This is a genomic window from Thiobacillus sp. 65-1402 (genome assembly GCF_001897685.1).
Lineage (GTDB): Bacteria > Pseudomonadota > Gammaproteobacteria > Burkholderiales > Thiobacillaceae > Thiobacillus.
Genome location: NZ_MKUG01000066.1, coordinates 1 through 12,120, shown reverse-complemented (window position 1 = coordinate 12,120; position 12,120 = coordinate 1). Strand labels below are relative to the sequence as shown.

At 67.6% G+C, this 12,120-nt stretch carries 13 protein-coding genes and 1 other RNA gene; 9 read left to right on the top strand and 5 right to left on the bottom strand.

Translation table 11 applies throughout. From position 1 onward, the window contains the following. From BGO62_RS05480 to BGO62_RS05460, 5 genes are all read right to left on the bottom strand, one after another. Positions 1–261, bottom strand: a 261-nt coding sequence (locus tag BGO62_RS05480; RefSeq protein ID WP_363923872.1) for a phosphoribosyltransferase family protein, incomplete at its 3' end; no start/stop codon positions are given. A gap of 5 nt (positions 262–266) precedes the next feature. Further along, the gene (gene ubiD, locus BGO62_RS05475) at positions 267–1,730 is read right to left on the bottom strand and encodes a 4-hydroxy-3-polyprenylbenzoate decarboxylase (RefSeq protein ID WP_296640030.1); all 1,464 of its coding nucleotides are present in this window, start codon (positions 1,728–1,730) and stop codon (positions 267–269) included. 58 nt (positions 1,731–1,788) lie between these two features. Next, a complete protein-coding gene (locus BGO62_RS05470) occupies positions 1,789–2,361 on the bottom strand; it encodes a BON domain-containing protein (protein WP_296640028.1) in 573 nt (190 codons plus the stop codon). Then, positions 2,358–2,951 (bottom strand): phosphoheptose isomerase, encoded by a 594-nt coding sequence (locus BGO62_RS05465; RefSeq protein ID WP_296640027.1) that lies wholly within the window; start codon positions 2,949–2,951, stop codon positions 2,358–2,360. Before BGO62_RS05465 ends, BGO62_RS05470 begins: the two co-directional genes overlap by 4 nt. Before the next feature lie 12 nt (positions 2,952–2,963). Next, entirely contained in the window at positions 2,964–3,314 is a 351-nt protein-coding gene (locus BGO62_RS05460; protein WP_296640033.1) for a YraN family protein, read from the bottom strand. Between the two features lie 18 nt (positions 3,315–3,332). On the opposite strand from BGO62_RS05460, the gene rsmI reads away from it, so the two are divergent. The 9 genes from rsmI to murF all read left to right on the top strand — a co-directional run. After that, positions 3,333–4,211, top strand: a complete 879-nt coding sequence (gene rsmI, locus BGO62_RS05455) for a 16S rRNA (cytidine(1402)-2'-O)-methyltransferase (protein ID WP_296640025.1) — start codon at positions 3,333–3,335, stop codon at positions 4,209–4,211. Next, on the top strand, positions 4,208–5,242 hold the full coding sequence (gene pyrC, locus BGO62_RS05450) for a dihydroorotase (RefSeq protein WP_296640022.1): 1,035 nt from the start codon (positions 4,208–4,210) through the stop codon (positions 5,240–5,242). The genes rsmI and pyrC overlap by 4 nt, the downstream gene beginning before the upstream one ends. Before the next feature lie 97 nt (positions 5,243–5,339). Then, positions 5,340–5,628, top strand: an RNA gene (gene rnpB / locus BGO62_RS05445) — RNase P RNA component class A. Positions 5,629–5,884: 256 nt separating this feature from the next. Continuing rightward, a complete protein-coding gene (gene mraZ / locus BGO62_RS05440; RefSeq protein WP_296640019.1) occupies positions 5,885–6,331 on the top strand; it encodes a division/cell wall cluster transcriptional repressor MraZ in 447 nt (148 codons plus the stop codon). Continuing rightward, positions 6,331–7,263 (top strand): 16S rRNA (cytosine(1402)-N(4))-methyltransferase RsmH, encoded by a 933-nt coding sequence (gene rsmH, locus BGO62_RS05435; protein ID WP_296640032.1) that lies wholly within the window; start codon positions 6,331–6,333, stop codon positions 7,261–7,263. Before mraZ ends, rsmH begins: the two co-directional genes overlap by 1 nt. Beyond that, positions 7,260–7,532 carry a cell division protein FtsL gene (gene ftsL / locus BGO62_RS05430; protein WP_296640017.1) on the top strand — a complete coding sequence of 91 codons (273 nt, stop codon included), beginning with the start codon at positions 7,260–7,262 and terminating at the stop codon, positions 7,530–7,532. The genes rsmH and ftsL overlap by 4 nt, the downstream gene beginning before the upstream one ends. Continuing rightward, complete coding sequence (locus tag BGO62_RS05425) at positions 7,529–9,268, top strand: penicillin-binding protein 2 (protein ID WP_296640014.1); 1,740 nt, start codon at positions 7,529–7,531, stop codon at positions 9,266–9,268. The genes ftsL and BGO62_RS05425 overlap by 4 nt, the downstream gene beginning before the upstream one ends. Continuing rightward, positions 9,268–10,803, top strand: coding sequence for a UDP-N-acetylmuramoyl-L-alanyl-D-glutamate--2,6-diaminopimelate ligase (locus tag BGO62_RS05420; protein WP_296640031.1), 1,536 nt, complete (start codon positions 9,268–9,270; stop codon positions 10,801–10,803). Before BGO62_RS05425 ends, BGO62_RS05420 begins: the two co-directional genes overlap by 1 nt. After that, positions 10,800–12,120: UDP-N-acetylmuramoyl-tripeptide--D-alanyl-D-alanine ligase (gene murF, locus BGO62_RS05415; RefSeq protein WP_296640012.1), on the top strand; the 1,321-nt coding region annotated here is incomplete at its 3' end. The genes BGO62_RS05420 and murF, both read left to right, overlap by 4 nt.

Below are 12,120 nucleotides of genomic sequence, written 5' to 3'. Positions count from 1 at the left end.
CGGGTGCAGCAGCGTGAGGTCGTCGGCGTAGCGTTCGATCTTGAGATCCAGCCGCACGCAGTCGGTCAGGCCCCAGGTTTCGCGCAGCCGCGCATGCAGGCGATCGGCCAGTGGCGCGCCGCGGCGCAGGATGCCGACGATGGCGACCCGCGTGCGTCCGGTCAAGAGGCCGGCCGCCTGACGTGCCATGTCGGCGACGATGGCGTCGAGCTGCTCGGGCGTGTAGAGGCAGGTGCGGCGGCCGGCGGGCTTGTCGCTCATCTGCGCTACAGCCCGAGATCGTTCCACATCGCATCGACGCGCGCCTTCACCGCCGCGTCCATCACGATCGGCGTGCCCCATTCGCGCGTGGTCTCGCCCGGCCACTTGTTGGTGGCGTCGATGCCCATCTTGCTGCCGAGTCCCGACACCGGGCTGGCGAAGTCGAGATAGTCGATCGGCGTGTTCTCCACCAGCAGGGTGTCGCGCGCCGGATCGACGCGGGTGGTCAGCGCCCACATGACTTCCTTCCAGTCGCGCACGTCGACGTCGTCGTCGGTGACGAGGATGAACTTGGTGTACATGAACTGCCTGAGGAAGCTCCACACGCCGAACATCACCCGCTTGGCGTGGCCGGGGTAGGCCTTTTTCATGCTCACCACCGCCATGCGGTAGGAGCAGCCTTCGGGCGGCAGGTAGAAGTCGACGATCTCGGGGAACTGTTTCTGCAGCAGCGGCACGAAGACTTCGTTCAGCGCCACGCCGAGGATCGCCGGCTCGTCCGGCGGCTTGCCGGTGTAGGTGCTGTGGTAGATGGGGTCGCGCCGCATGGTGATGCGCTCGACGGTGAAAACCGGGAAAGTCTCCTGCTCGTTGTAGTAGCCGGTGTGGTCGCCGTACGGCCCCTCCAAGGCCGTCTCGTTCGGATGGATCACGCCTTCCAGCACGATTTCGGCGGACGCCGGCACCTGCAGCTCGCTGCCGAGGCATTGCACCACCTCGGTCTTGGCGCCGCGCAGGAGGCCGGCGAACTGGTATTCGGACAGCGAGTCCGGCACCGGGGTGACCGCGCCGAGGATGGTCGCCGGGTCGGCGCCCAGGGCGACGGCGACCGGGAACGGCTCGCCCGGATGCGCGAGGCTGTGCTCGCGGAAATCCAGCGCGCCGCCGCGATGCGCCAGCCAGCGCATGATGAGCTTGTTCGGGGCGATCACCTGCTGGCGGTAGATGCCGAGGTTCTGCCGCTTCTTGTGCGGCCCGCGGGTGACGGTCAGCCCCCAGGTGACGAGCGGCGCCACGTCGCCCGGCCAGCAGTGCTGGATCGGCAGGCGGCTCAAATCGACGTCGGCGCCTTCCCACACGATTTCCTGGCACGGCGCGCTCTTCACTTCCTTCGGCGCCATGTTGAGCACCTGCTTCAGCACCGGCCATTTGTCCCAGGCGTCGCGCAGCCCTTTCGGCGGTTCGGGTTCCTTCAGGTAGGCGAGCAGCTTGCCGACTTCGCGCAGCCGCGCCGGATCGTCCTCGCCCATCCCCAGCGCCACCCGCTTGACCGTGCCGAACAGGTTCGCCAGCACCGGCATCGTGCCGCCCCTGGGCTTTTCGAACAGCAGTGCCGGGCCGCCGGCGCGCAGCACGCGGTCGGCGATTTCGGTCATTTCGAACCTGGGATCGACTTCGACGGCGATGCGTTTCAGTTCGCCCATTGTTTCGAGTTGCGCGATGAAGTCGCGCAGGTCGCGATAGATCATGGGCGGCCGCTCACGGCACGCTGCCGGGCCGCGTACGCGGCGAACGCGGGCAGCGGCATCAGTTGATATGTTCGAACAGGGTGACGACCTTGGCCACGCCCGAGGTGGTGCGTGCGATTTCGGCGGCAATGCCGGCTTCGTCGCGGGTCACCAGCCCCATCAGGTAGACCGTGCCGGCCTCGGTGACGACCTTGATCTTGGTGCCGGGCACGCGTTCGTCGCGCAGCAGGCGGGTTTTGACGCTGCCGGTGACGGCGGTGTCGTTGGTGCGCGAGGTCAGCGAAATGACGCCCGAGACGCTGAGCTCGTTGAATACCGTACGCACGTCGGGAACGCCCTTGACGACCTCGGCGGCGCGCGCGCGGATGGATTCGTCCGGCACCTGGCCGGTCAGCAGCACCTGGCGGTTGTAGCTGGTGACGGAAATCCGTCCGGTATTTTCCGGGATGGCTTCGCGCAGGCGGTTCATCGCGCGCAATTCGATTTCCTGGTCGGCGACGAAGACGCCGGTGGTACGGCGGTCGGTGGCGGCCGCCGCACCGGTGGCGGCGCCGCCCACGACGACGGCGGCACAGCCGTGCAATTGCGCCAGCGCCACACCCAGCAGCGCGCCATAAATCAGTTTGTTCATTCCTCGACTCCTAGTAAAACGCTGTCCACCGCATCGCACAGGCAATGGATGGATAGCAGATGGATTTCCTGAATGCGCGCCGTGGATTCAGCGGACACGCACAGGAAGACGTCGTCGTCCTGCATTTGTTCCGCCAGGCCGCCGCCGCTGCGGCCGGTCAAGGCGATGACCGGCATGCTGCGCGTACGGGCGGCAGCCACCGCCTGCAATACGCTGGGCGAGTTGCCGCTGGCCGAGACCGCCAGCAGCAGGTCGCCCGGCTGCCCCAGCGCTTTCACCTGCCGCGCAAACACCTGATCGTAGGCGCAGTCGTTGGCGATCGACGTCAAGGTCGAGGTGTCGGCGCTGAGCGCAATCGCTGCCAGCCCCGGGCGCTCCTGTTCGAAACGGTTGATCATCGCGGAAGCGAAACGCTGCGCAATCGCCGCCGAACCGCCATTGCCGCAGGCGAGGATTTTCCCGCCCTGGGCGAGGCAATGCACCATGTGGCGTGCGGCTTGTTCAATCGCCGGCGCAAGCGTCGCGGCAGCCTCCCGCGCGGTCTGCGCCGAGGCCTGGAAATGGCCGAGAATTCTGTCGTGTAAAGGCATGATCGGCTGGAATTATCCCACATCGTCGAAGGCGTTCATGATCCACTCGGGCGGGGCGCCGCCTGACAGCGCCACCACGTCGAAGCGGCACGGCGGCAGCGTTTTCAGCGTGGCCAGATACTGCCGCGCAGCGGCGAGCAGTTTGCGCTGCTTGTTCGCCGTGACGCTGGCGGCCGCCCCGCCGAAGTCGGCGCGGCTGCGCAGCCGCACTTCGACGAACACCAGCGTGGCGCCATCCTGCATGATGAGGTCGATTTCGCCGAAGCGGCAGCGCCAGTTGCGTGCCAGCAGCTTCAGGCCATGCGTTTGCAGGAAGGCTTCGGCACGCGCTTCGGCGGATTGCCCGAGCAGGGATTTCAACATCTGCGACAATGGCGGCACATGAACGAAACGCCCCATCATACCCCCCTGCTGCCCGCGCTTTACGTGGTCGCCACGCCCATCGGCAACCTTGGCGACATCACCTTGCGGGCGCTCGACATCCTGCAGCGCGTGGACCGCGTGGCGGCGGAAGACACCCGCGTGTCGGGCCAGCTGCTGGCGCATTTCAATATCTCCAAGCCGCTGACCTCGGTTCGCGAACACAACGAGCGCGCCGCCGCCGACAAGGTGATCGCTTGGATTGCGGGCGGCGATGCGGTCGCCTATGTGTCGGATGCCGGCACGCCGGCGGTGTCCGACCCCGGCGCGCGGCTGGTGGCGGCGGTGCGCGCGGCGGGGCTGAGGGTCGTGCCGATCCCCGGCGCCGCCGCGGTGACCGCGGCGCTGTCGGCCGCCGGGGTGGAGTCGGGATCGTGGCTGTTCCATGGGTTCCTGCCGCCCAAGGCCGGTGCGCGCCGTGCGCAACTGCAAGCCCTGGCGGCGCTGCCGGCGGCACTGGTGTTTTACGAGGCGCCGCACCGCATCGAGGAAACGCTGGCCGACATGGCCGCGGTGCTGGACGCTGGCCGGTTGGCGACGCTGGCGCGCGAGCTGACCAAGAAATTCGAGAGCATCGTCACCCTGCCGCTGGCCGAGGCGCCCGCCTGGCTGGCCGCCGACCCCAACCACGTGCGCGGCGAATTCGTCGTCGTCGTGCACCCGCCGGCGGCCGCCGCCGCGATGGTCGATGCGGAAGCGCTGCGGGTGCTCGACATCCTGCAGGGCGCGCTGCCGCCCACCCTCGCCGCCAAGCTCGCCGCCCAGATCACCGGACGCAGCAAGGCCGAACTCTATAAAATGGCGCTGGCACTCAAGCCGCATCAGCAGGACAAAGCATGACCGACATCCTCACCCTCACCCGTCCCGACGACTGGCACATCCACTTCCGCGACGGCGCCGCCATGCAAAGTGTGCTGCCCGACACCGCGCGCGTGTTCGGGCGCGCCATCGCGATGCCCAACCTGAAGCCGCCAGTGCTCGACGTGGCCGGGGCGGCAGCGTATCGCGAGCGCCTGCTGGCCGCCGCAGCCGGCACCGCGTTCGAGCCGCTGATGACGCTCTATCTCACCGACAGCACCACGCCGGACGAAATCCGCCGCGCGCGGGCAAGCGGCTTCGTCCACGCGGTGAAGTATTACCCGGCCGGGGCGACGACCAATTCCGATTCCGGCGTCACCGAGCTGCCCCGCGCCTACAAGGCGATCGCCGCGATGGAAGAGGCCGGCATGCCCTTGCTGCTGCACGGCGAAGTGGTCGACCCCGAGGTCGACGTGTTCGACCGCGAAGCGGTGTTCATCGAGCGCCATCTGATCCCGCTGCTGCGCGATTTCCCCAGGCTGAAAATCGTGCTCGAGCACATCACCACCCGCCACGCCGCAGAGTTCGTCGCCGCCGCACCGGCCAACGTCGCCGCCACCCTCACCGTGCATCACCTGCTGTACAACCGCAACGCCATGTTCAAGGGCGGCATCCGCCCGCACCTGTACTGCCTGCCGGTGCTGAAGCGCGAGGCGCATCGCCAGGCGCTGGTCGCCGCAGCCATCTCCGGCAGCCCCAAGTTCTTTCTCGGCACCGATTCCGCCCCGCATGCGGTGGGCGCCAAGGAAAGCGCCTGCGGCTGCGCCGGCATCTATACCGCGCATGCCGCCATCGAACTGTATGCCGAGGCCTTCGAGGATGCCGGCGCGCTCGACAGGCTCGAAGCCTTCGCCAGTTTCCACGGCGCCGACTTCTACGGCCTGCCGCGCCATACCGACACCATCACCCTCAAGCGCGAAAGCTGGAATGTCCCGGCCAGTCTCAAGCTGGGCGACGAAAGCCTGGTGCCGCTGCGCGCGGGCGAAGCCATCCGCTGGCGCGTCGCCGCGTGAAAAACCGGGCATCATGCCCGGCCCGGTGGAAGGCAGCTGTCTTCGGATAGGCAAATCAGCGGCCTCGGTCCAGTTAAGGCTTTATAATCCAGACGGGAAAGCCGATCAGACAACCGCTGCCATGCATGTGGGAGAGGAAAGTCCGGGCTCCACAGAGCAGGATGCCGGCTAACGGCCGGACGCCGCGAGGCGAGGAATAGGGCCACAGAGACGAGCGTATTAAGTTACGGTGAAACGCGGTAACCTCCATCCGGAGCAACACCAAATAGGCAGACGATGACGCGGCTCGCCGAGTCTGCGGGTAGGTGGCTGGAGCCGGTCAGCAATGGCCGGCCTAGAGGAATGGTTGTCCACGACAGAACCCGGCTTATCGGTCGACTTTTCCACTTTTCATGCAATTCAATAACTTAGCGTTTTGTCCTCAAAAAGACGGCAAAACAATCGGCTAAGCACCGGTTTTTCCAGAAACTTATCCACAACCCAAAACCACCCCTAAGTCATTGAGGCATAGGGGTTTTTTTGCGTTCCTTGGCTTGACCCCCCCCAAACTATCCCCTATAGTGGGTGCAAGTGGTGATTGGTGGGAAGTTGTGGGAGAATGCGCCCGGCCAAGCACAGCCAAAAATCAAATACGGGGGGAGCATGTTTCGGGGGGTCGCGACTGTCAGTCTGGATAGCAAGAACCGGCTCGTGGTGCCGGCGCGCTATCGCGACCTCCTCCTGGTGAACGGCGGCGGGCGCGTGGTGGTCACCGCCGACCCCGGCCAGTGCCTGCTGCTCTACCCCCTGCCCGAATGGGAGCCGATCGAGAAAAAGCTCAACGGCCTGTCCGATTTCAATCCCCGCACCCGCAGCCTCAAACAACTGCTCGTCGGTTACGCGCACGACATGGACATGGACGGTGCCGGCCGCGTGCTGCTGCCGCCGATGCTGCGCAAGTTCGCCGAGCTGGACAAGAGCGTGGTGATGGTGGGTCAGGGCAGCAAGGTGGAGTTGTGGAACGAGTCGCGCTGGGAGGCCCAGGTGGCCCAGGCGCTGACCTTCAGCGACGACGCGCTGCCACCCGAACTGGAGGGGTTTACGTTGTGATTGAGCCCGCCCATGTGCCGGTGCTGGCACAGGAGGCGGTGGCGGCGCTGGGGATCAAGCCCGATGGCGTGTACGTCGACGCCACCTTCGGCCGTGGCGGCCACAGTCGGCTGATTCTGGCGCAGCTGGGGCCGGCCGGGCGCCTGATCGCGCTGGATCGCGATCCCGATGCCATCCGCGCCGGCGCAGCCCTGCAGGATGCGCGGCTGACCCTGGTGCAGCGTGCGTTTTCGCGTCTGGGTGCCGTGCTGGACGAGCTCGGCGTAGCGCAGGTGGACGGGATTTTGCTGGACATCGGGGTGTCGTCGCCGCAGCTCGACGATGCCGCGCGCGGATTCAGCTTTCGCTTCGACGCGCCGCTCGACATGCGCATGGACCCGGGCAGCGGGATGTCGGCGGCGGACTGGCTGGCGACGGCGGCAGAGGGAGAGATCAGTGAAGTCATCCGCACCTACGGGGAAGAGCGGTTTGCTAAATCGATTGCGCGCGCGCTTGTTGCGGCGCGGCAAACAGAGGCCATCCGCAGCACCGGGCAACTGGCGAATCTCATCGCCGCAGCGGTCAGGCGGCGCGAGCCGGGGCAGCATCCGGCGACCCGCAGCTTCCAGGCTATTCGGATTTATCTCAACCGCGAACTGGAAGAGCTGAGCGCCGTGCTGCCGCAATGCGTGGACAGGCTGCAGCCCGGCGGGCGGCTCGCGGTGATCAGCTTTCATTCGCTGGAAGACCGCATCGTCAAACGCTTCATGCGCGACGAGGCGCAGGGGGAACAGGCGCCGCGCCGCCTGCCGATCCCGGCCGCCATGCTGAAACCGGGCCGCCTGCAGCGGGTGGGCCGTGCCCAGCACGCGACCGCCGCCGAGGTGGCGGCCAATCCGCGGGCACGCAGTGCCGTGTTGCGGGTGGCGGAACGCATGGGCGAGGCGGCATGAGCCGTCTCGATATCGTCCTGGCACTGGTGCTGGTGGCGTGCGCGCTGGCCGTGATCCAGGCGCAGCACCGTGCGCGTACCTATTTTGTGGAACTGGAACGCTTGAAAAAAGAGGCGCGCGTGCTCGACGAGCAGTGGGGGAAACTGCAGTTGGAGCAGAGCACCTGGGCCAATCCGGCGCGGGTGGACGCGCTCGCGCGCACCCAGCTCGGCCTGGTGGCGCCGCCGCCGGAACGGGTGCGCGTCGAAACGCTGGTGGGCGCACCATGAATTACCATTCGCGCAAGCTGCTCAAGCTCAACCTCGCGCCCTGGCGCATGGCGACCGTGGGCGGACTGCTGCTCACCGGGCTGGTGCTGGTGGCGGGGCGCGCGCTTTATTTGCAGGGTTTGAACACCGATTATCTGCAGGGCAAGGGCGACGCGGTGGCCAACCGCAACCTCACCCTGCCCGCGCACCGCGGCCAGGTGTCCGACCGCCACGGCCAGCTGCTGGCGATCAGCACGCCGGTCGAGTCGCTGTGGGCGCGCCCGGCCGAGCTCCGGCTGACGGTCGATCAGCACGCGCACCTGGCCAGGGTGCTGGGCCTGCCCGCGCCGGCGCTGGCGGAGAAGCTGACGCGCAAGACGCGCGGTGAATTCAGCGTGCAGCGCCCGGTCACCCCGGAACAGGCGGTCAAGATCGCCGCCATGGGGGTGCCCGGCCTGCACCTGCGGCGCGAATTCCGTCGTTACTACCCGGCGGGTGAAGTGGCCGCGCATGTGGTGGGCTTCACCAATGTGGACGACCTCGGGCAGGAGGGCGTTGAACGCGCCTATCAGGACTGGCTGGCGGGACGCGCGGGCGAACGCCAGATTCTGCGCGACCGCCGCGGCAACACCATCCGCGATCTGGCGCCGATCAAGACCGCGCAAATGGGCGGCAATCTGGCGCTGGCGCTCGATCTCAAGATCCAATACCTGGCGCACCGCGAGCTCGCCGCCGCCATCGCCACCCACAAGGCCAAGGGCGGCAGCGTGGTGGTGCTCGACGCCAAGACCGGCGAAATCCTCGCGCTGGCCAACCAGCCGATCTTCAATCCCAACAACCGCCGCAATTACCAGCCGGGGCCGATGCGCAACCGTGCGGTGATCGACACCTTCGAGCCCGGCTCCACCATCAAGCCGTTTGTCGCGGCGGCGGTGCTGGAGCGCGGCCTGTTTCACCCGGACAGCGTGATCGACACGCCGCAAACCTGGCGCGTCGGCACCAAGCTGGTGCGCGACGAGCATCCGCGCCCGCACATGACGGTGACCGAGATCATCCAGAAATCGAGCAACGTCGGCGCCGCCAAAATGGCGATGATGCTGACGCCGCAGCAATACTGGGCGGTATTGCATCGTGCCGGCTTCGGCCAGCTGCCGGGTTCGGGCTTTCCCGGCGAAACCGCCGGCCGGCTGCGCGACGCCGGCACCTGGAAGCCGGTCGAGCACGCCACCATGGCCTATGGCTACGGCCTCTCGGTGAGCCTGCTGCAATTGACCCGCGCCTACATGGCATTCGCCAATGATGGCGAAGTGATGCCGCTGTCGTTCCTGAAGCGCGAGCCGCAGGAAACCGTCGGCGAGCGGGTGTTCTCCGCCGAGGTGGCGCGCGAAGTGCGCGCCATGATGGAAACGGTCACCCAGGAGGGGGGCACCGGGACGCGCACCCGGGTGCCGGGTTATCGCGTGGCGGGCAAAACCGGTACCGCGCACAAGATCGTCGACGGCCGCTACGCGCCCGACCGTTACCTGTCTTCCTTCGTCGGCATGGCGCCGGCCTCCAATCCGCGCCTCATCGTCGGCGTGGCAATCGACGAGCCGTCCGGCGGCGTGTATTACGGCGGCAGCGTGGCCGGCCCGGTGTTCGCCCAGGTCATGGCGGCCAGCTTGCGTCAGTTGGCATTGCCGCCCGACGCCCCGGAAACCGCGACGCGGATGACGCAGAGCACGCCCGTGGCGGTGCGGGCGGGCGGGGGCGCGTGATGGCAGGAACCCTCAAGGGCACGGGCCACACGAAGGGCGCAAGCGCCAAGCCCAGCCCGGCTTCGCCCGCATCCCGGGCAATCCGGGAATCGGTGCCGCACATCCTGGAGCGGCTCGGCATCACGCCCGACGCGCTTGTCAACGACAGCCGCAAGGCCGTGCCAGGCACGGTGTTCGCCGCCTATCCAGGCGAAACCCGCGATGGCCGCGACTTCATTGCGCAGGCGGTGGCGCAGCGTGTCGACGGCGTGCTGTGGGAGGCCGACCACTACCAGTGGGACCCAGCGCTCGCCATCCCCAATGCGGGCGTGGCCGGGCTGAAGACCCGTATCGGCGAAATCGCCGCCCACATATATGGTGAGCCTTCGCGCGCGCTGCATATGGTCGGCGTCACCGGCACCAATGGCAAAACCTCGGTGGCGCACTGGGTGGCGCAGGCGTTGTCGCAGTTGGGGCGGAAAACCGCCGTCATCGGCACCGTCGGCAACGGCTTTCCCCCTGTCGGAGACCAGCCCGGCGCGCTCACGCCGGCGCTCAACACCACGCCCGACGCCGTCGAATTGCAGCAGCGCCTTGCGCTCTACCGGCAGCAAGGTGCGGCGGGGTGCGCGATGGAGGTGTCGTCGCACGGCCTCGCGCAAGGGCGGATCAATGGCACCCGCTTCAACGTTGCGGTGCTGACCAACCTGTCGCGCGACCATCTCGACTACCACGGCGACATGGGCAGCTATGCCGATGCCAAGGCGCGCCTGTTCAACTGGCCGGGACTGCAGTGGGCCGTATTGAATGTCGACGATGCCTTCGGCCGGCAGCTGGAAAGCGAAACGCGGCCGTCGCGCGTCGCCGGCTACGGATTCCAGCGCGGTGCCGTGGTGGGAGAAAAGCTGCACCTGTCGCAAAGCGGCCTGCATCTGCGCGTGCACACCGACTGGGGCGATGCCGAACTCGACGTGCCGCTGCTGGGCCGCTTCAACGCCGCCAACCTGCTGGCCGCGCTCGCCGCCCTGCTGGTGTCGGAGGTGAAGCTGGACGACGCCTGCCGGGCGCTGGCGCACATCGCCCCGCCGCCGGGGCGGATGCAGGCGTTCGGCGGCAACGCTCATCCGCTGGTGGTGGTGGATTACGCCCACACCCCCGATGCGCTGGAAAAGGTGCTGGCCACCCTGCGCGAAATCGTCGGCGGCGGCCGCGTCATCTGCGTCTTCGGCTGCGGCGGCAACCGCGACAAGGGCAAGCGTCCATTGATGGGGCAGGCGGCCACCCGCGGCGCGGACGAGGTCTGGATCACCAGCGACAACCCGCGCAACGAAGATCCGCGCCACATCATCGACGACATCCTCGCCGGAACAAGCGGCAAGCCGCACGTCGAGGCGGATCGCGCGCGCGCCATCTTCGAGGCGATCGGCGGCGCGCATCAGGGCGACGTGGTGCTGATCGCCGGCAAGGGCCACGAGGACTACCAGGAAACGGGCGGCGAACGGCTGCCGTTCTCCGATGTCGCGGTGGCGAAGAAGGCGCTGGAGGCATGGACATGAGCATGATGCGTTTGTCCGAGGCCGCGGCCATGCTCGAGGTGCCGTTTGCCGGCGCGGACGCCGAGGTGCTGCGCGTCTCCACCGACAGCCGGGCGATCCAGCCGGGCGACCTCTTCATCGCGTTGCGCGGCGAAAGGTTCGACGGCGGCACCTTCGCTGCGCAGGCGCTGCAGCAAGGCGCCGCCGGCGTGGTGCTCGACCGCGCGCAGGCGCCGGAAATCGCCGCGGCCATCCGCGTCGACGACACCCGCCTCGCCCTTGGCAAGCTGGCCGCCGCCTGGCGCGCGCGCTTCAGACTGCCGGTGGTGGCGATCACCGGCAGCAACGGCAAAACCACCGTCAAGGAAATGCTGGCGGCGATCCTGCGGGTGGAAGCGGGGTCGGACGCGGCGGTGCTCAACACCGAAGGCAACCTCAACAACGACATCGGGCTGCCGCTGATGCTGCTGCGCCTGCGCGAGACGCACCAATTCGCCGTGCTCGAAATGGGCATGAACCACGCCGGCGAAATCGATTATCTGACGCGTCTGGCGCGGCCGGACGTGGCGGTGCTCAACAACGCGCTCGCGGCGCATATCGGCTTGCTCGGATCGCTTGAGAATATTGCGCGCGCCAAGGGCGAAATCTTCGCCGGCCTGACCGATGCGGGCATCGCGGTGTTCAACGCCGACAGCGCGTATGCCGGAATGTGGCGCGAACTCAATGCGCGCCGCTGCATGCTGGATTTTGGCCTGACCCCGGCGGCGGCGATCCATGGCCGCTATCGGCCCGGCGGATTCGGCTCGATGCTGACCATCGCCTTGCCGAATGCCGAGCTCGAGGTGGAACTGCAGGTGCCGGGCGAGCACAACGCGATGAACGCGCTTGCCGCCGCCGCCGCCGCCTTCGCGCTCGACGTCAGCCATCGCAGCATCGTCGCCGGCCTGGCGGGCTTCGGCGGCGTCAAGGGCCGTCTGCAAAGAACGGCCGCGCTGCACGGCAGCACCTTCATCGACGACACCTACAACGCCAATCCCGACTCGGTCAGAGCCGCGCTGGCGGTGCTGGCGCGGCAGCCCGGCAGGAAGCTGCTGGTGCTGGGCGACATGGGCGAACTCGGCAGCGACGCCGCGGCGATGCATGCGCAAATCGGCCTTGCCGCGCGTGCCGCGGGGGTGGACAGGCTGCTGGCGCTGGGCGAGTTGACGAAAGAAACCGCTGCCGCATTCGGCGCCGGCGCGATGCACTTCGAACGCATCCAGGAATTGCTTGCCGAACTCGAAAACGAACTCGCGCCCGACACCACGGTGCTGGTGAAGGGGTCGCGCTTCATGCAGA